The following is a 19,138-nucleotide window of genomic DNA, read 5'->3' as shown; positions in this document are numbered from 1 at the left end:
CCCTGCCTTTAATCATCACATACAAAAGAGTCTCTGACACGCTGCCAGAAAGGAAACGCACGAAAGCGAGCAAATCGAATTTTTTCGCTTGCTACCCGAAATTGAATCGACTTTACATCTTTATGTAAAAGAGTTAAATGATCAATGGTAATTTGGAAGTCTGCGTCGTTGACAGGCTTTAACAGCGCTGTATGATGTCCAGGAAGAACCAATGGAGAACCTATCGTACGGAACACTCGATTGTTAATAGAAGCCATTTCAGCAATTTGAATAGCTTGAAGCGAAGGATGTAAAATCGCGCCTCCCAGGGATTTGTTGTAAGCTGTACTTCCCGAGGGAGTGGATACGCAAAGGCCGTCTCCTCGGAATGTCTCAAATCTCTGCCCTTTAATTTCCACATCCATTACTAAAGAACCTTCTACACTTTTTACCGTACATTCATTCAGCGCTAAGTATCGAGCTTCGCGTCCACCGTTTGTGTAGCGAATAATCACTTCGAGCAGTGGATACTCTACAGTCTGATAGGGTGTCTTTGCAATAGCAATCACCAGCTTCTCAATCTCATCAGGTGTCCAATCTGCGTAAAAACCTAAATGGCCGGTATGAACCCCAATAAAAGCCGTCTTGTCAAGTCGGTTTCGATAGCGGTGAAACGCATAGAGAAGCGTTCCATCCCCTCCTACTGACACTACAATATCAGGCTGGTTTTCATCATATTCTAAATGAAAATCTAATAAATACGTTTTCATTTTTTGCATAAGCGTATTTGATATTTGGTTGCCTTTTGATGTAATAGCAAATTTTATTTTCTCCACCTAATTCTCTCCCCCTATCCATCCAATGTACAAAGCTGTTGCTGAGTCATAACTAAGATTCTTCCGCCGATTCTTTTTTTCGTGAGAAAATAGCCTGAGCTTCTTGAATCTCACCTCGTATTTGAGACATTTCTTCATCGAGCTGAGTAGCCGCTTCAGAAGCACGCTGAAGTCGCTTTTTGATATTCTCAGGAAATTTCCCGCTGTACTTATAATTTAAAGAATGCTCAATTGTAGCCCAAAAATTCATAGCCAGTGTACGAATTTGAATTTCCACTAAAATTTTCTTTTCACCTTTAATTGTTTGAACAGGATAACATACGACCACATGATATGAACGATAGCCGCTTTCTTTTTTATGAAGAATATAATCTCTTTCTTCAATCAATTCAAAGTCTGTTCGCTGACGCAGGAGCTCTACGACCGCTTTAATATCGTCCGTAAATTGACACATCATACGGAGTCCCGCAATGTCCTGCATCTCTTCCTCTAAGCGATCGAGAGAAATTCCTTTTCGAGTCGCTTTATCCAAAATACTGGCGACAGGCTTTACTCGTCCCGTCACGAACTCAATAGGTGAATGCGTAGACTTCATATCATACTGTGAACGAATTCCTTTTAACTTCACCTTAAGTTCTTCAACGGCTTGTTTATACGGTGCTAAAAATAAATCCCAATGCCTGATCATTAATAACACCCCCCTCTTTTCTCTCTATTACTTATTTTCTTTATCTAAAAAAACTTCCTCTACTCTTGCTACCATCTCGTCTCCATAATTCACATTTCCTTCGATGTTACTGATGAGATAAGACAGCTCTTCTTTAACGGCTGATAGCTCAATTACTTCCTTGTTAATTTCTAAAAATACTTTCATATCTTTATGTAAGACGTGCTTTAAATTCGCCCAAATATTGTCACTAAGGCCAACATACATAAATTGATCATTAATATCTACAACATATACAAATGACATGTTATCTGAGTCAACAAGCATTTGTTTTGTATCTTCCAATTGTTCAATTTTCGTCTCAATAGGGTCTGCTTTTAAATGTAATTCATTTGATTTCATCACACAGGTAGTGATGTCAATTCGATTGTGCATAAATAAACTCCTTCCAACTATACAATTCGTTACTATTTTAACACATTCCAGGAACGTTTAATAAAGGTAAAACCTAAACAATCCGTATTTCTTCATTTTCCAAGTTCCCCATCTGGATATTCCTGTTAGGAAATGTAGTTTTACTGTCTCAAAAAGTGTGATAAATTAAGATGTAAAGTGCCTTACTAAAAGACCTAAATTAAAAGGATGATTTCATTGAAACAAGAAATTGAAATTGAATTTAAAAATATAGTAACGAAAGAAGAGTTTGATCGTCTCCGCTCACACTTTCAATTAACTGAAGATCAGTTTGTTTCTCAAGAAAACCACTATTTTGATACACCTGCTTTCTCATTAAAAGACTGCGGGGCTGCCCTGCGAATTCGAAGCAAAAAAGGTAAGTTCGTTCTCACGCTCAAACAGCCTCATCAAGAGGGTCTTTTAGAAACACATGAAGCATTAACAAATGAACAAGCTAAAGAATTGCTAGATGGCAGTGCCAAGATTCCGTCAACAATTCAACAGCTTATTACTGATTTACAAGTTGATAGCCATGCGCTAACTTATTTTGGCACTTTGCGTACAAGTCGAGCAGAAATTCCATATAAAAATGGGTTACTTGTACTCGATCATAGCTTTTATCTAGGTGCCGAGGATTATGAACTTGAATACGAAGTAACCGATGCCAATGAAGGAGCAAAACATTTTGAGCAATTGCTTACGGAGCTTGATATTAAAAAGAAACCAACGGAAAACAAAATTCGACGGTTTTACAAGCGAAAGTATACGTTAATGGATGGAGAATAAATTTATGAGCATGAATATTAACAATTACATGTCTTCCGTTCAATTTCCTGGAACGCAGCCATTTTCAGTTAACAACCAGCTGCCAACAGCTAACGTGATGCTTGGTACAACTTTACTCTCTGTATTTGCTCAGCTTTTTCAAGACTACGTCAATCAAGAGCCTCAAATGAGTACCAATCTTTACTTGAAAGCAGCGCAGTTGTTTCCATCTACGCCAGTTCAAATGCAGTCCGAGCCATCTGTTTTTTCTTCAGGTGAGGCAGCGGCTTCAAATGCTGCCTTACCGGCACAAAAAAACGAAGCGGCAAAGGCCAGTTCTCAGGATGTACAAACGATCATTACAGAAGCAGCTGCACGCTACCAGCTGGATCCTAAACTTATTCGTTCTGTTATTAAACAAGAATCAAACTTTAATCCATCTGCCAAAAGTTCTGTAGGAGCGGCTGGGCTTATGCAGCTAATGCCAGCAACCGCTAAAGCTCTTGGTGTAGAAGATCCGTACGACTCCAAGCAAAATGTATTTGGAGGAGCCAAATATCTTCGACAAATGTTAGATAAATACAATGGAAACGTGAAATTAGCATTGGCGGCCTATAATGCTGGACCAGGTAATGTCGATAAATACGGCGGAGTACCTCCTTTTCAAGAAACGCAAAAATATGTAAATAAAATTATGTCTTCTTATCTTGTGTAAAAGAGCCAAATCATTCGCCACTTGAACATGGAATGGCTATAGTTTGCCGAGGTTACACTATATAAATAGAAGGAAACGTTTGTGAAAGTATTCCTTTGTTTCTCATAATTAGTGATTCGCCACAGCATTATAGACTTTTCTTATGTAAAATTCCACTTTATTTCTTTTCCAGTAGAAGAAGTAAGCGGATAGTTTGAGTTAACCAAATGACACTGCTAAAATTAAGGAAAGTAAAAAACACCAAAGAGTTAAGACGTATATTTCTTATAACAAAGGAGTTATCAACATGAGAGAAAAAATCCACTCCCCTTACGAATTATTAGGCGGTGAACATACGATTTCAAAACTTGTTGATGCTTTTTATACACGCGTTGGACAACATCCTGAGCTCGCGCCAATTTTTCCTGATGATTTAACAGAAACAGCACGAAAGCAAAAGCAATTTCTGACACAATATTTAGGAGGGCCTTCGTTATACACTGAAGAGCACGGTCACCCTATGCTGAGAGCTAGGCATCTTCCTTTTGAAATTACACCGTCAAGAGCCAAAGCTTGGCTGACGTGTATGCATGAAGCAATGGACGAAATTAATTTAGAAGGCCCTGAGAGAGATGAACTTTATCATCGTCTTATTTTAACTGCCCAACACATGATTAATTCACCGGAACAGACAGATGAGAAAGGATTTTCACATTGAGTAAGCTAAATAGCCAATACCCATCCTTGCATCAGCTTTGTCAAGGTTCAAATAAAAAACCGCTTGAAATCTATGTATTTGTTGACCCTCTTTGCCCGGAATGCTGGGCACTCGAGCCTATTCTAAAGAAGTTACAAATAGAATATGGTCAGCTGTTATCCCTCAAGCATGTGCTTGGAGGAAACTTACAGCAATTAAATATTGGAGCACAGCAGAAATTTGAACATATTGCAAAATCGTGGGAGAAAACTGGAAGCCGTTCCGGTATGTCATGTGACGGCAATCTGTGGCTTGAAAACCCAATCGATACTCCTTACGCTGCATCAATTGCGATTAAAGCGGCCGGTCTGCAAGGAAAGAAACAGGGCATTCGCTTTTTGAGAAGACTTCAAGAAGTAGTATTTTTAGAAAAACAAAATGTTACAGAAGAATCTGTCTTAATACAATGTGCAAAACATGTGGGGCTAGATGTTAATGAATTTGTAAAAGATTTGCATTCAGATTACGCTGCGAAAGCCTTTCAATGTGATTTAAAAATCACGTCGGAAATGGATGTCGATGAGATTCCAACTCTTGTGTTCTTCAACGAAAAAGTTGAAGAAGAAGGCATTAAGATATCAGGATACTATTCGTACGAAACATATGTACACATCATCAAAGAGATGTTAGAAATTGACCCAGATCCAGCTTGTCTTCCGCCTCTTCGTTCATTTTTAAGCTACTTTCAATTTGTTGCTTCAAAAGAAGTTGCAGTTGTGTATGGTTTATCATTAGAAGAGGCTGAAAAAGAATTGAAAAAACTTCAGCTTCAGCAAGTTGTTGAGAGAGTTCCTGTTAAATACGGAACCTTTTGGAGAAGTACTGAAAAGAGCTGTTAATCATTACATGTTGATGCTTATCCTAAGCATCAACTAAACAAAAAAGACTTGGCTTTCGCCAAGTCTTTTCGTTTGTCTTAAGACAACAAGGGGATGGGAGAAATTTTTCACGGTCAAACAAAGGGGTATATGTTTGTTTTGTGATAAACTTCACGATTAATACTATAGCAAATTATGTCGACTTTTGGCAACCCCTTTTTTCAATTTTATTCACTTTTTTATAAAAAAACTTCATAAACAGCCAGATTCACTCATATAGTACAACCAATTATGCTTTTAATAGAGGTGTTAACTATGAAAATTGCTGGAATTACTCTAGGGGTTGTTATTCTTTTGTTTTCTTTTTTATTCTATATTTTATCTCTTATGCAGCTTGTTCCTCTCCTTATCGCAGGCCCTCTCTTATTTTTAGCTATTCTTATTATTTTTACATTGCTTAACAATCATAACAAGTTTCGAGGATTTAAAAAATGAAGCAGGATACAGCTCCTGCTTCATTTTAATTTTATTGATTTAATAAACGTTCCATTTCCGTTAATTTCTCTTCAAATACGGCTAGCGCTTCTTCAATTGGCTGAGATGTTGTCATGTCCACTCCTGCCTTTTTCAACACTTCAATTGGATAATCAGAGCTTCCTGACTTTAAGAAACCTACATAGCGCTCAACAGCTGCATCTCCTTCTTCAAGGATTTGCTTGCTTAATGCTGCTGCTGCACTGAATCCTGTAGCATATTGATAAACGTAGTAATTGTAATAAAAATGAGGGATACGAGCCCATTCTAATCCAATCTCTTCGTCAATTACTAAGTTGTCTCCAAAATACTTTTTATTTAAGTCATAATACAATTTTGTTAACAATTCAGGTGTAAGCGGCTCTCCGTTTTGAGCACGTACATGCACATCGTGCTCAAATTCAGCAAACATCGTTTGACGGAATACCGTACCGCGGAACCCTTCTAAATAATGGTTAAGCAAGTACAAGCGCTGCTTTTCATCATCAATTGTTTTTAGTAAATAATCATTTAGAAGCGCTTCATTACACGTTGAAGCTACTTCTGCCACGAAGATTGAATAATCTCCGTAAGGATATGGCTGCGTCTTTCTTGTGTAATAACTGTGTACAGAATGGCCAAATTCATGAGCTAGTGTAAACAAGTTATTTACATTATCCTGCCAGTTCATTAAGATATAAGGATTGGTGCCGTACGTTCCTGAAGAATACGCACCGCTTCGCTTGCCTTTGTTCTCATGGACGTCTACCCAACGATTTTCAAATCCTTCTTTTAACACATTACGGTAGTCTTCACCTAGTGGTTTCAGACCTTTTAAAATATAGTCTTTTGCTTCTTCATAGGTTACTTCCATTTTTACGTCTTTTACTAAAGGCGTATAGAGATCATACATATGAAGCTCTTCAATTCCCAATACTTTCTTACGTAAATCAATATATCGATGCAATAAATGCAAATTATCGTTCACTGTTTTAACTAAGTTATCGTATACTTCTTCTGGAATGTTATTTGTGCTAAGAGCTGAGTGACGAGCTGAATTATAGTGACGAACGCGGGCGCTAAAATTATCTTTCTTCACCGTGCCGCTTAATGTACTTGCAAACGTATTTTTAAATTTACCGTACGTTTCGTACACTGCTTTAAACGCTTCTTCTCGTACGCGGCGATCGCTGCTTTCTAGAAAACGAATATAGCGTCCGTGCGTAATTTCTACTTCTTCTCCATTTTCGTCTTTAATGGAAGGAAATTCTAAATCTGCGTTGTTTAGCATTCCAAACGTGTTGCTTGAAGATCCTAGCACTTCAGAAGCCTGAGCAAGAAGCGCTTCTTCGCTTTCTGATAAAATATGCGGACGCTCGCGAGTAATTTCATCTAATGCATGAGCATATAACTTTAGCTCTTTATGTTCCGCCATGTATTGTTTAATTTTTGATTCTTCAATAGACAAAATTTCTGGCGTTACATACGATAGTGCACTTGCAATTTGGGTATAAAGTGTTTTGATGCGATCATTTAACCCTTGATAAAAAGAGTTAGTGGTATCTTGATCGTAGCGCATATGAGCATATGTATAAAGTTTACTAACGCGCATTGTGAGCTCGTCTTGCTCTTGAAGAGCGTCATATAAAGTTTGAGCGGACTCTCCAAGTTTTCCTTTGAATTTTTCCATTTGCGGAATAAGAGCTTTTACTTCTTCAAATTCTTTTTCCCATGCGTCATCTGAAGCAAAAATATCCTCTAGTTTCCACGTATCTTCTACTTTTATCTCGCTTCTACTTGGTAACTTTTTTACTTTTGATTGTTCACTCATGGTCATCCCTCCATCTTTTTCTACCTGTCTATAACTGTTCGCTTTTTCTAAGGCGAATCCTTTTTATTTCTCTCGTTATTGTATGTTGTTTTAAAAGAATTAATCAAAAGTCAGTACGCTTTTGAAAAAAGGATTCTTTCTTAAGCGTACTGATTTTCAGTGATTATGTCACTTCTTTTGCTTGATTTAACCACCTTTTCATCATTTGTCCATCTTCTAAAAAAGCATCAGATGTTTGCTTTGGAATCGTGTAGGGCCTTCTGATTTTGTATACTCCAGAAGTTATATACGTTAGCATTCCTAGCCGGCATAATACCTCTATATACTCAAACAGGGGCTGTTCCATAGCAACAGGAGCCATGGTTAAAGACCGAAATACAATGTGCCGCTTATGAATTCTGTAGAGCCATAGCCGACATAACTCTTGTTCTGTAACTAAATCCCCTACTTGCTTCTGCTGCATTAAATCAAGAAGCAGCCACGTTTGCCATATAGTAGCAGACGTTTCAACCATGTATAAAGAAGGCAGCGGCATGCCTGCTTCTGCTGGAATATGGGAGGGAGGAATATTTTTTTCATAAAGAGCGTGTAAAAAAGGCTGAAGCTTCTGATTAGGATAGAGGATATAATGCGTTCTCCATGCCTTCTTTTTCTTTATCCATGAAGAGAAAAATTGAGGTTGTGTATGTGTAGAAAAAAGATCATGAAAGGTATGCTCGTGAGGAGAAAGCACGACAAGCTGTGCATAACAAATCTGAGATGAAAAAGGAATAAGATGTTCAAGTTTCAACAGTTGATTAGTAGAAGGTGAAAAATAAAGAAGTGTGGGCGTATAATCGGAAAGAGTAAGAAACTGCCACTCTTGAAAAGAAAGTTTATACATGTAAGTGGATAAGCGCTTCATTCTTTTTGCTCCCATAATCCAAAGGGGCATATAATTTCCTTTCTCATAATGAATAGAACGTTTGGTTAGCACTGAGGAAGATAAGGAAGCACATTGAAATTCGATTGCATATTTTTGCGAGGGCGTATTTACAAGAAGATCTGGACGCTGCATAATGTCAGGAAGATAACTTTCTAACTCGACTTCAACATGAGAACTAAACCAGTGAAACAGCTTTCGTTTTCCATCGAGATGATAATCTGTTTCACCTTCATGCTGAGCGACGCACGTTTTTTTCAGGTGAGCAAAATGAGGGATTTTTTTTGTACCTACCTTTAACTGTACAGGGGATTGACAAGAGGGACAGTAGAACTGCTTTTCTTTTTTCCACAGCTTAAGCTGTTCAAGCGAAAAGCGCTGAGCTAGTGAAATGAGACCTTCTTCTGTTTGGGCAACTAACAATCGTACATTTCTCCTTCCTATAGCAGCGAGCTATATCCTTGTATTCGACACCTTTCTACTAAACCCTTTTCTTTCAGAAAAAAACCACATTGCAACATACGCAATGTGGTTTACAGCGATTATAATAGCGGTGAAAGCAAACGAGCCGTTGATTCAAATAGCCGCTGTATAAATGGCCGCTTTTCAAAGTCTTTAAAGTGAAGCTCACTCGTTTCTTCTAAATCTTGCATATATTCATATACGAGTTTTTGGGTACTAGCTGTGCGATATAAAAAAGCATTTACTTCAAAATTCAAATGAAAGCTTCTCATATCCATGTTAGCTGTTCCAATAGAGGCAATTTCTCTATCAACAATCACAATTTTGCTGTGCATAAATCCTTTTTTATACTCGTAAATTTTCACACCTGCTTCTAGCAGCTCAGGAAAATAAGAGCGTGATGCATGAAAAACAATTTTTTTATCGGGCTTCTGAGGTACAAGAAGCCTTACATCTATACCGCTTAGAGCAGCTACTTTGAGAGAAGTAAAAATATCTTCATCAGGTATGAAGTAAGGAGAAGCAATCCAAATGGACTCTTTCGCAGACGTAATCATCGAAAAAAATAAGTGTTTAATAATTTCCCACTCACGGTCTGGTCCGCCGGCAATCATTTGAACACCGCCGCACTTTTCCATATCAATGTCAATTAAATCCGGCGATAGATACGTTTGAGTAAGCATCGTCTGACCTGTCATATAATACCAATCTTGCAAGAAAATAAGCTGCAATGAACGGACTGCCTCACCCCTCACCATCAAATGGGTATCTCTCCAAAAGCCAAAATGCCGACTTTTCCCGAGATATTCATCACCAATGTTCAAACCTCCTACAAATCCAATTGTTCCATCAATGACTACAATTTTACGATGATTACGGAAGTTGATTTTATTATTGAGAAATGGAAGTCTCACCGGCAAGAATGGAATCATTTCTACGCCAGCGTTTCTTAACTCGTGAATATAATGCGGTGAAAGCTGAAAACTGCCCACGGCATCATACAAGAAACGTACATAAACTCCTTCTTGTACTTTCTGAATTAAAATATCTTTAATTTGTTCTCCTAAGTGATCATGTCGTACGATGTAATACTCTAAGTGGATATGATGCCTTGCATGCTTTAATGATTCCATAATTTCGTGAAACGTCTCTTTTCCATTCGTCAATGCGCGTGTATCTGATGAAAAAGAAATTGGACTCTTGCCAAGCCTGACGGCTAGCTTCAGCATTTGCTTTCTACTGGTGCCCAACTGTTCAAAGTGATTTTCTAATATATCGGAATCTCTTTCCATCTTTAAAAGCACCTGTTCATCCAGCTTTGCTTTTTTAGCAAATAAACGCCGTTTTCGCGTATTGCGTCCAAATAACAAATAAAAAAAGAACCCTATTACCGGGAAACCGCCTAATACTACGAGCCACGTTAGCGTTTGAGTTGGATGACGGTTTTCTAATGAAATAACAAGACCGATGAAAACAACACTAATCGTAATTAAGATACTTAGCACGCCAATAAATTTACCGTCCCAATACCCTTTTGTAAAATAAAGCAAAGCAATAATACCAATAACAAAAATTAAAAGCTGTAATCTATTTTTCAACTTGTTTTCACCTATCCTAAAACCAATCTTTCGTCATTAACACCGGATCCATGTACCGTTATTATCCTCAAACTAGGGATTTTAACCCTACACTTTTCTCGTTCAGAAACGAGTTTCCTTCTTTCTCCACTTATGTTCGTTTCATACAAGCAGAGAGCTTTTCCCAAAATGAAGACAAAACAAAGACCGATTTCATATACATGAAATCGGCTGCTATTATCGTAAAGGAAAATACTGTTTTACTTGTTCAAGTGCATTTTCACTGATTAATTCTTTTCCATATTCCATTAAACGATGAACTGTTACATTTGATTCATTTGCATATTCTAAAATGATACTTAAAATGTTATCAATTTCAGCTACAAAATCTTCATCATCTGTAAACTCAACGTATAAATAATATTTCCCTTCAAACACGTACATGCTGTTGATGATATCATCTAACTCTAAATGGTGACTTAAGGAAATTAAATGTTCTAAGTCTTGAAAGCGTGCGACGAACTGTAGCCCTTCGTCTTCTATAATTTCTTCTTCAAAATCAGCTTTTTTATTTTGATTCGCTTGATGATCAAGCAACGCTTCAATTTTTCCATCTACAGGGATATCGATTTTATCATTTTCACCAACAGGTACTTCGAACTTTTGACCGTCTTTTGAAACTTGTGCTCTTGTTACAATAACCTCTAGCCCCTTCTCAAGCGCATGTACTTGAATCCAAAGAGGACCTTCTGCTACAAACTCTTCTTCTTGATGAATTTCGTCCATCATCTCCCAGAATAGCTCTTCACTGCGCTCTCGGCTAAACCAAATTTCATTGCGATCAAATCCACGTTCTTCAATATCTACGTAAGTGACAAAGAATTTTACTGTGTTTTCATTAATGCGTTCGATTTCCATTATCATCTCTCCCTTCGGAAAAATCAGTGAAGGTAATCCGGCCATTTCGAACATTACCCCTAAACGATGAAGGGACTATTTTACCCCCGTGTTAAAGCAATATTACATGTACTTTCTCACTTTGTAAAGCATTCTAACTTGGGATATACAAGCATACACTATTTGAGTGAACCTTGTATATCTATTTTATGACAAAACGCGAAAGAAAGGAAATAAAAAATACTCTGACAACTCATAGCCACCTTACACCTTACTTTGTTATATACATAATCTCTTTACCCTATGAACGCTTTTTGTTAAAAATGAACACAGATAAAGCAATATGAGCTACTTATCCTTACATATTGGGAGGGAAGACTATTGGATTTAGAATTAATAACCTCCATTCTTCTTATTATCGGTATCGATATTGTATTAGGTGGAGACAACGCTATTGTTATTGCCTTAGCAAGCCGCAACTTACCTGAATATCAGCGAAATAAAGCTATTTTTTTAGGGACTGGCTTAGCTGTGATCGTTCGCATTGTACTTACTATTTTAGCTGTTTATTTACTAACTATTCCTTACTTGCAGCTCATCGGCGGTTTTTTATTAGTGATTATTGCCTTTAAGCTTCTTGTATCAGAAGGTGATGATGCATCTTCAATCCGTGCAGGTGTGACATTAGGCGCCGCTGTAAGAACGATTGTATTTGCTGATATTGTAATGGGACTAGATAATGTAATAGCTGTAGCAGGCGCAGCTCATGGAAATATTATGTTGGTTGTTACCGGATTACTCGTATCCGTCCCCATTATTGTTTGGGGAAGCAAGCTCATTTTGTATTTGATGGAGCGATTTCCCCTGCTCGTTTATGGTGGGGCAGCTATTTTAGCTTATACTGCTGGAAATATGATTGGGCATGAAAAGAACTTACATTCATTCTTTGCAGAGCATACATCTCTAGGAACATTTATTCCGTTTATAACAATTGCTGTCGTGCTGATAAGCGGCATGGTTGTTAATAGCTTTCGTTCAACTAAATGATAAAGAAAAGGCCATACTAAACATTTTTATTTAGTATGGCCTTTTCTTTAGTTTAATGAGCACAGCAGTCTTTTATTCATAAAACACTTTGTACACTTAAAAAATAATCTCTGTCAGTAAAAAAAGAATAGATGGTACGAGTAAGCAACCAAGACCTGTATAAAATGTAGCTGTCATGGCTCCGTAAGGTACAAGTTTTACATCTGTCGCGGCTAAACCAGCTGCTACACCGCTCGTCGTCCCCATAACTCCTCCATAGATCATTGCTGTACGAGGGTTGTTTAATTTGATTTTCTTAGCAAATACCGGTGTTAAAATCATAACTGAAATGGATTTAATTAATCCTACAGCTATACTTAACGCGATAATATCAGAAGAGGCTCCAATCGCAGTTCCAGAAACCGGCCCCACAATATAGGTCACGGCTCCTCCTCCGATTGTGGTCAAAGCAACGGGATCTCTATATCCAAAACAAAGAGCAATAATTACACCTATTACAAAGGAATAGAAAACCCCAAAAAACAAGGCCGTAATCCCGCTGATTCCCGTTTTTTTGACTTCGCTAAAATTAGCGCCGAATGCAGTAGCAATAATGGCAAAATCTCGCAGCATCCCTCCGCCCATTAAACCAATTCCTGAAAATAACTGTATATCAGAAATCCCTTTCTCTCCTCCTGTATTCACTCCACCGATATAAGCAAGGATCAATCCAAACATAATAGCAATAGCAGATCCGTGAACTCTTCCTTTTGTTAATTTATCTGATAAAAAATAAGCAATATACATGACAATCCCAATAATAGCAAATGCCGTAATCAGCCCGTTATTTTCTAATCCTTCTTTGATCATATTCATCATTTGACCTGCTCCTTAGGTAAAATAGAAAGCTCTATTTCTTGTTCTTTCACCTTCGCTTTCTCTCCTATTCTGCTGATAAATGGTATGGATAAAAAGCCTACTACGACTACTACCACCCCTGCAAGAAGCGCCATGCCTCCTCCATCAAGAGCAGCTACAACATTTTGCTGTGCAGACATTGCTACCACGATAGGAATATAAATACCTCCCCAAAAAGCAATGCCTTCTTCGGATTTTACTTGGAGCTTATTTTTCTTCTTTAAATAATCCACCGCTAGTACAAGAAGAAGCATGGATACCCCTACTCCTCCAACGTTGGCTTCTACTCCCATCAGCCCTCCTAATGCGTCCCCTACAATTACCCCTATCAACATGCAAATAGACAGCAGCGCTACACCGAAGATTATCATATTACTTCCTCCCCAACCCATTATTGAAAGCGTTTACTTTACGGTTTAAAAATAGTGTAAAGGAAAAAAGTTGAATAACCTATGCATTTTTAGTTATATACTTATATCAAAAATGACATAATACAGTTTTTCTCTACTGTTCACTTTAGATTTATTCGAAAAAGAAATAAAAATCATGACATTTAGTCATGATTCTTATATGTATTCATGAGGTATACCGGAGGGTAAATGTTTAAAATAATCAATCACAAACTGCCTAAAGATTTGTTGTAAATCCGTCACGTAGCCTCCGTTGTTCCAAGCTAAAAAGATTGTACGTTCAAATATTTCCTCTTCAATTTTCAGCAGTTTTACATCTTTCCCTGTAGAACCTCCCCAAGTTACTTCAGGAATAAAACCTATTCCTTGCTTCGCTCTAATCAAACCTCTCACTGTTGCTGGGTCATCGCTTTCAAACGTAATTTGAGGTACAAAATTCTGTTCCTTACAAATTACATCCGTTATTTTCCTTAGCTCTTTTCCTTTCTTTAGCACAATGAATTTCTCATTTTTAAGTTCATTTAACTTTACGCGTGATTGCTTGGCTAAAGGATGATCAAGAGGCACTGCAAGCAAAATCGATTCACGGAGCAAAGGAGTATGTTCGATCTGACGGGTTGTTAATGGAAAAGCTGAAATACATAAATCAAAATCAGGCTGTGAATTAGAATTAGTCAAATGCTGCATCAGTCGAAAACGCACCTGAGGATATTGCTCACGAAATCTGCTTAATAGCTCTGGAAGTAAATGTGAACTAGCTAATACAACAAGGCGAATTTCTTCACATGGATCGTTCGACATATCCTTTAGCTCGTGCTTTGCGTCTTCTAATGTTTTTAAAGCAAGTTCTACTTTGGCACAGAATGCTTTACCATACCGATTTAATTTAATGTATTTACCGTTTCGATCAAACAAACGAATGCCTAGCTCTTTTTCTAACTGTGAAATCGTTTTGCTGAGCGCAGGCTGAGATACGTATAGCTCTTCGGCCGCTTTACTGATATGTTCTAGTCTAGCAACTACTTGGAAATATTTTAGCTGTAAAAGCTCCAATCCGTTCACCACCACTTTTATGTGTTTAGTTACTCTCTTTCTTTACTAATTACATACATACTTCATTTTCCCTGCTATTTCGACAAAAAATAAGCAGCAGGGAGCCAGTGGCTCCCTGCTGCTTATTTTTTTATATACCAACTTCAAGCAAACGTTACTTGGTTGGTTTCTTATTTAAATCTTAAACAGACAAATATAAAAATTAACCATTCACAAGTCTTTGAGCTTCGCGAAGTTGGAAAGTACGCACTTTACGTGGTAAGAAACGACGGATCTCGTCTTCATTGTAACCAACTTGTAGACGTTTTTCATCAATGATAATCGGACGGCGCAATAAGCCAGGATTTTGCTGAATTAATTCATACAAATCTTGCAAAGGCATAGCGTCTACCTGAACGTCTAGTTTTTGGAAAGTTTTCGAACGTGTTGAAATGATTTCATCTGTTCCATCTTCTGTCATACGTAAAATTTCTTTAATCTCGTCGATTGATAACGGCTCTGAAAAGATATTACGCTCTGTATATCCAATATCATTTTCCTCTAACCAAGCTTTCGCTTTACGACAAGATGTACAACTTGGTGATGTATATAATGTAACCATTTACTCCTTCACTCCTTCTATCATAATCGGTCATAACATTTAAAACATGAACTGTAAATCATGTTGTTTTATACAAACTTCAACGAGTGTAAATATTTAATGACTGATAATGAAAATCGATACTACTTTATAATTACTTTTAAAAAATAATATCTATTTGCATTATACTATAAACTTCATCGGAATGATATACTTTTTGAAGTGGACTAGTGCATTAGTTCGTTCCTTCACTGTCATTATTTTCATTGCCGATTTTCTTCATTATTTATTTACCACACTACTATTACGAATAAACCTGTAGATTAGTTTCATTTTTTTATTATTTTTTTCTTTTACAAATTCCTCAAATTTTTCAGTCACTAAAAAAGCCTTGCAGAAGAACTGACTTTTCTGCAAAGCTTTTGAGATAACCTCTTATTTATTTAATAGCTGATGTGCTTCTTTTTCCTCGTCTCATTAAGATAGGATACAGTAACAGCCCGATTACAAATAAGCCAATACCTAAGAAAAATGTTTTTAAATCAGCTGTACCTGTCTTAATCACCCAAAGTGAATAAATAAGTGCTAACGAGGCAATGATTCCGTCTTTTACTCGCGATCCTTTAATCGTGTCGTACGTCTCACCCGTCACAATAAGCTTTAATTGATAAACTGTCGTCACGAAATAAGGAACTAAATAAGCGAGAGTAGCTACAACAATAGCGAAATTATAGGCTTGCGAAACTGTACCTGAAATAGTCGCAAACAAAAACAACTGTGTTAAGCCATTTGTTAATGTTAGTGAGCGGGCTGGACTATTGTTCTGATTTGTTTTAGCAAACCACTGTGGAAACAACCCTGATTTTGCTGCTTGATAAGGAACTTCTGCACTAACAACAATCCATCCAACCGTAGAACCTAATAAAGAAATAAGTGCTAAAATGGCCATTACGTAAGCACCTTTATGTCCAATCACCATTTCTAACGTATCTACCAAAGGTTTTTGAGACTGCTGAAGCTGAGCTGTTGAAAGAATCCCCATAGCTAGAAGCGTAATCCCCACATAGATAACCATTGAGATCAATAATCCAAGCAGTGTTGCTTTCTTCACTACTTTTTGTGATTTTGCACGGTTAGATAACAGTACAGCCGATTCAATTCCGATAAACGCCCACAGCGTAGCAATGGCTGCCCCATTGACCTGACTTCCCAATCCTACATTTATACCCTTTGAATTAACAAATTCTGTACTGACCAGGTTGGATGCGCTAAATAGCGATAGCGCCACGACAATAAATAAACCGAATCCAATAATTTTAGCTGCCGTTGTGATAAAGTTAATATTACCGGCGCTATTGATATCTCGCTGCAAAATAGCTTGAATTCCCCATAGGACAATAGAACATACTAAAAACGTAATGAATTTTCCAGCTTCTAATTGAAAATCTCCAACTGAAAATAAAATATCCTTACTCTCCATTACTGGAAAGAACGTTGTTAAATATCCCGCAAACGATATGATGACAGATGCTGTTGCAGCCCAGTTGGCTGCCCAGTAGCCCCAAGCCATGCTATACCCTGCTACTTTACCTGCTTTAGGCGACGAAAAAAGATTCGCTGCATAACTTTGAGGCCCTCCTTTTAATTCGGGCTTTCTCATGACTAAGTTCCCGAATACAAGAGCAATCATGAATACGCCAAGACCTGTTGCAATCCAAGCAAGTGTTGAACCAACTGGACTTGATACGTTTGCTAAATTAGAAGGAAGCATAAATACTCCGCCGCCTACCATATTACCAACTACAAAGGCTGTTAAAAACCAAAGTCCCCATTTTTTATCTTTCATTTGCTGTGTCTCCTTTTGCTTTCTAAAAGCTTAAACTTTTGAGATAGAAAGCTCGATGCTAATCTATTAACACGTAATAATTATTTGTTTCTTCATTCATCTCTTCATTTGTTTAACAATATAATATATTAGCACACTAAAGCAAAAAGTGAAATAATAAATCCTTCATTTTCTTTTGGAAAAAAATGCGGCTGGAACACAACTACATCAATCTAAAGATGAACAAATGGGATATATGAGTTCGTATGAATCACGCTTGTTACACCGCTGTGGATTTCCGTACAAGACTTCGCTTTCCGCGAGCGGCCGGCGAGCCTCATCGTTGCTTCCGCTCCTGCAGGGTCTCGCTTTTCCTGGGAGGAGTCTTCACCTTGCCCTCCAATTAACAGCTTGAAGCCCTACATACAGTAAACCTACGTTCACCATCACCATAAAAAAATCCGAACGAGTTGGATTCTTAATCAAGAATTCAACTCGTTCGGATCTTCCTTCAACGAAATTACTTTTGTCCGCGCTTTATTTTTTATCTTTTATGAAAACCTTTTGAATAGTAGACAACAACCAATAAAACAAACCATACCGGACCTACAATAAGGGCTATTCTTGTATCAGAGGAAAAACCCATCACCACTACTACTCCCGCTAAGAAAGCAAGAGAGAGATATGACGTATACGGGAAAAACGGAAGCTTATATTTTAAATCACTTACTTGGTGATCGCTTAATCCCTTGCGGAAGCGAATTTGAGAAAGTAAAATAATTCCCCATGTCCAAATTGCTCCAATAGTTGCAATACTCGTCACCCAGGTGAACACCTTATCAGGAACAACATAGTTTAAGCCAACTCCGATTAGCAGTACAACAGCTGAAGCAATAACTGCTGCACCAGGCACGCCGCCTTTTGTTAAGTTGGCATAGCGTTTTGGAGCTTCCCCATGCTGAGCTAAATTAAATAACATACGGCCTGTACTAAAAATTCCACTGTTACAAGAAGATAAAGCCGCTGTTAACACTACAAAGTTTATAATCCCTGCTGCAGCGGGAATTCCAGCTTTATCAAATGTTAAAACAAACGGACTTCCTTGCGTTCCGATCTCTGGCCAAGGATAAATAGACATAATGACAAACAAAGCTCCGATGTAAAAAATCAAAATTCTCCATAGTACATTATCAATTGCTTTTGTTAATGTCTTTTCCGGATTTTTGACCTCTCCTGCTGTTACCCCAATCATTTCAATACCAAGGTAAGCAAACATAACCATTTGAAGTGATAAAAGAACACCTTTCATACCATTCGGGAAAAAGCCCCCGTGACTCCATAAATTACTGATTCCTGTTGCAATACCGCCATTTCCAATTCCAAAGATAATCATGCCTAGTCCAAGCACGATCATAAGGATAATCGTTACTACTTTAATAAGAGAAAACCAAAACTCTAGTTCGCCATATGCTTTTACAGCTAAAAAGTTAACCCCTGTCATGATCACGAGTGCTGCAAGTGCCCATATCCACTGAGGTACACCCGGGAACCAAAACTCCATATATACTCCAACAGCTGTAATTTCAGCCATACATGTAATAATCCACATAAACCAGTAGTTCCAGCCTGTTAAATAACCAGCAAGTGGCCCTAAATAATCGTTAGCATACTTACTAAAAGAACCGGCTACTGGATTTTGCACTGCCATTTCACCTAGCGCTCTCATAATAAAAAACATAACAAGACCACTGATTCCATACATGATAAGAATACCAGGACCCGCTAACCGAATAGCGGATGCAGAACCTAAAAACAATCCAACTCCGATAGCTGCACCTAAAGACATTAAGCTAATATGTCTTTCCTCAAGTCCACGGCTTAATTCTTTTTCTTGCGTGTTCCCTTGCATAATTCTCTCTCCTAACATATCCATTTCATTTAATAGCGATAGCGACTACGTGTATAGTATTAACTTATTTTTCAGCTAAATAATTTCAGACGGTGTATGTATTAAAAATCTAATATTACAAGTTTCACACCTGCACTTTTATCGCTATCACATCTATAAAATACAATATTAAAAAAACTTCACTTTGTTCATTTTATCAAAAATCACAAAAAATGCGATAGTTTTTTGTGATTTTCACAAATA

At 37.6% G+C, this 19,138-nt stretch carries 18 protein-coding genes; 5 read left to right on the top strand and 13 right to left on the bottom strand.

The window, feature by feature from the left end:
• Positions 1-8: 8 nt before the first annotated feature.
• The 3 genes from AC1D0Y_RS06165 to AC1D0Y_RS06155 all read right to left on the bottom strand — a co-directional run bounded on the left by AC1D0Y_RS06165 (position 9) and on the right by AC1D0Y_RS06155 (position 1,917).
• Positions 9-806, bottom strand: coding sequence for an NAD kinase (locus AC1D0Y_RS06165; protein ID WP_025749877.1), 798 nt, complete (start codon positions 804-806; stop codon positions 9-11).
• 61 nt (positions 807-867) lie between these two features.
• Positions 868-1,503: a GTP diphosphokinase gene (yjbM, locus tag AC1D0Y_RS06160; protein WP_028407486.1), complete on the bottom strand. Its 636-nt coding sequence runs from the start codon at positions 1,501-1,503 to the stop codon at positions 868-870.
• A 27-nt stretch (positions 1,504-1,530) separates the two neighbouring features.
• A complete protein-coding gene (locus AC1D0Y_RS06155; protein WP_028407485.1) occupies positions 1,531-1,917 on the bottom strand; it encodes a UPF0738 family protein in 387 nt (128 codons plus the stop codon).
• A gap of 216 nt (positions 1,918-2,133) precedes the next feature.
• Between AC1D0Y_RS06155 and AC1D0Y_RS06150 the strand changes: the two genes are divergently transcribed.
• From AC1D0Y_RS06150 to AC1D0Y_RS06135, 4 genes are all read left to right on the top strand, one after another.
• Positions 2,134-2,724: a CYTH domain-containing protein gene (locus tag AC1D0Y_RS06150; RefSeq protein ID WP_043980463.1), complete on the top strand. Its 591-nt coding sequence runs from the start codon at positions 2,134-2,136 to the stop codon at positions 2,722-2,724.
• Positions 2,725-2,728: 4 nt separating this feature from the next.
• Positions 2,729-3,418 (top strand): lytic transglycosylase domain-containing protein, encoded by a 690-nt coding sequence (locus AC1D0Y_RS06145; RefSeq protein WP_060746417.1) that lies wholly within the window; start codon positions 2,729-2,731, stop codon positions 3,416-3,418.
• A gap of 286 nt (positions 3,419-3,704) precedes the next feature.
• Positions 3,705-4,115 (top strand): globin domain-containing protein, encoded by a 411-nt coding sequence (locus AC1D0Y_RS06140; RefSeq protein WP_013055433.1) that lies wholly within the window; start codon positions 3,705-3,707, stop codon positions 4,113-4,115.
• A 26-nt stretch (positions 4,116-4,141) separates the two neighbouring features.
• The gene (locus AC1D0Y_RS06135) at positions 4,142-4,993 is read left to right on the top strand and encodes a ClpXP adapter SpxH family protein (protein WP_013055432.1); all 852 of its coding nucleotides are present in this window, start codon (positions 4,142-4,144) and stop codon (positions 4,991-4,993) included.
• Between the two features lie 505 nt (positions 4,994-5,498).
• On the opposite strand, the gene pepF is transcribed toward AC1D0Y_RS06135, so the two are convergent.
• The 4 genes from pepF to mecA all read right to left on the bottom strand — a co-directional run bounded on the left by pepF (position 5,499) and on the right by mecA (position 11,195).
• A complete protein-coding gene (gene pepF, locus AC1D0Y_RS06130) occupies positions 5,499-7,316 on the bottom strand; it encodes an oligoendopeptidase F (RefSeq protein ID WP_060746418.1) in 1,818 nt (605 codons plus the stop codon).
• A 163-nt stretch (positions 7,317-7,479) separates the two neighbouring features.
• A complete protein-coding gene (locus tag AC1D0Y_RS06125; RefSeq protein ID WP_060746419.1) occupies positions 7,480-8,661 on the bottom strand; it encodes a competence protein CoiA in 1,182 nt (393 codons plus the stop codon).
• Positions 8,662-8,780: 119 nt separating this feature from the next.
• The gene (gene cls / locus AC1D0Y_RS06120; RefSeq protein ID WP_060746420.1) at positions 8,781-10,298 is read right to left on the bottom strand and encodes a cardiolipin synthase; all 1,518 of its coding nucleotides are present in this window, start codon (positions 10,296-10,298) and stop codon (positions 8,781-8,783) included.
• A 216-nt stretch (positions 10,299-10,514) separates the two neighbouring features.
• Positions 10,515-11,195, bottom strand: coding sequence for an adaptor protein MecA (mecA, locus tag AC1D0Y_RS06115; RefSeq protein ID WP_013055427.1), 681 nt, complete (start codon positions 11,193-11,195; stop codon positions 10,515-10,517).
• Positions 11,196-11,555: 360 nt separating this feature from the next.
• Here mecA and AC1D0Y_RS06110 point away from each other — a divergent pair, with 360 nt between their 5' ends.
• Positions 11,556-12,221 carry a TerC family protein gene (locus tag AC1D0Y_RS06110; RefSeq protein ID WP_060746421.1) on the top strand — a complete coding sequence of 222 codons (666 nt, stop codon included), beginning with the start codon at positions 11,556-11,558 and terminating at the stop codon, positions 12,219-12,221.
• A 96-nt stretch (positions 12,222-12,317) separates the two neighbouring features.
• On the opposite strand, the gene madM is transcribed toward AC1D0Y_RS06110, so the two are convergent.
• The 6 genes from madM to AC1D0Y_RS06080 form a co-directional block, all read right to left on the bottom strand.
• Positions 12,318-13,079 carry a malonate transporter subunit MadM gene (madM, locus tag AC1D0Y_RS06105; RefSeq protein WP_028407477.1) on the bottom strand — a complete coding sequence of 254 codons (762 nt, stop codon included), beginning with the start codon at positions 13,077-13,079 and terminating at the stop codon, positions 12,318-12,320.
• The gene (gene madL / locus AC1D0Y_RS06100) at positions 13,076-13,489 is read right to left on the bottom strand and encodes a malonate transporter subunit MadL (RefSeq protein ID WP_028407476.1); all 414 of its coding nucleotides are present in this window, start codon (positions 13,487-13,489) and stop codon (positions 13,076-13,078) included. The genes madM and madL overlap by 4 nt, the downstream gene beginning before the upstream one ends.
• 195 nt (positions 13,490-13,684) lie before the next feature.
• Positions 13,685-14,581: a LysR family transcriptional regulator gene (locus AC1D0Y_RS06095; protein ID WP_028407475.1), complete on the bottom strand. Its 897-nt coding sequence runs from the start codon at positions 14,579-14,581 to the stop codon at positions 13,685-13,687.
• A 202-nt stretch (positions 14,582-14,783) separates the two neighbouring features.
• Positions 14,784-15,182, bottom strand: a complete 399-nt coding sequence (gene spxA, locus AC1D0Y_RS06090) for a transcriptional regulator SpxA (protein WP_013055422.1) — start codon at positions 15,180-15,182, stop codon at positions 14,784-14,786.
• Positions 15,183-15,600: 418 nt separating this feature from the next.
• The gene (locus AC1D0Y_RS06085; RefSeq protein ID WP_028407474.1) at positions 15,601-17,007 is read right to left on the bottom strand and encodes an amino acid permease; all 1,407 of its coding nucleotides are present in this window, start codon (positions 17,005-17,007) and stop codon (positions 15,601-15,603) included.
• Positions 17,008-17,530: 523 nt separating this feature from the next.
• A complete protein-coding gene (locus tag AC1D0Y_RS06080; RefSeq protein WP_028407473.1) occupies positions 17,531-18,895 on the bottom strand; it encodes an amino acid permease in 1,365 nt (454 codons plus the stop codon).
• Positions 18,896-19,138: the final 243 nt, after the last annotated feature.

This window comes from Priestia sp. P1_B12_1 (assembly GCF_056406695.1).
Note: the sequence above shows the minus strand (reverse complement) of the source record. Positions and strands in the feature narration are given on the sequence as shown.

What these genes read in the sequence shown, in the direction of transcription:
- yjbM (WP_028407486.1), bottom strand. Translation starts at nt 1,503, where the DNA reads ATGATCAGGCATTGGGATTTATTTTTAGCACCGTATAAACAAGCCGTT.
- AC1D0Y_RS06155 (WP_028407485.1), bottom strand. Translation starts at nt 1,917, where the DNA reads ATGCACAATCGAATTGACATCACTACCTGTGTGATGAAATCAAATGAA.
- AC1D0Y_RS06145 (WP_060746417.1), top strand. Translation starts at nt 2,729, where the DNA reads ATGAGCATGAATATTAACAATTACATGTCTTCCGTTCAATTTCCTGGA.
- AC1D0Y_RS06140 (WP_013055433.1), top strand. Translation starts at nt 3,705, where the DNA reads ATGAGAGAAAAAATCCACTCCCCTTACGAATTATTAGGCGGTGAACAT.
- pepF (WP_060746418.1), bottom strand. Translation starts at nt 7,316, where the DNA reads ATGAGTGAACAATCAAAAGTAAAAAAGTTACCAAGTAGAAGCGAGATA.
- mecA (WP_013055427.1), bottom strand. Translation starts at nt 11,195, where the DNA reads ATGGAAATCGAACGCATTAATGAAAACACAGTAAAATTCTTTGTCACT.
- madM (WP_028407477.1), bottom strand. Translation starts at nt 13,079, where the DNA reads ATGATGAATATGATCAAAGAAGGATTAGAAAATAACGGGCTGATTACG.
- madL (WP_028407476.1), bottom strand. Translation starts at nt 13,489, where the DNA reads ATGATAATCTTCGGTGTAGCGCTGCTGTCTATTTGCATGTTGATAGGG.
- spxA (WP_013055422.1), bottom strand. Translation starts at nt 15,182, where the DNA reads ATGGTTACATTATATACATCACCAAGTTGTACATCTTGTCGTAAAGCG.
- AC1D0Y_RS06085 (WP_028407474.1), bottom strand. Translation starts at nt 17,007, where the DNA reads ATGAAAGATAAAAAATGGGGACTTTGGTTTTTAACAGCCTTTGTAGTT.
- AC1D0Y_RS06080 (WP_028407473.1), bottom strand. Translation starts at nt 18,895, where the DNA reads ATGCAAGGGAACACGCAAGAAAAAGAATTAAGCCGTGGACTTGAGGAA.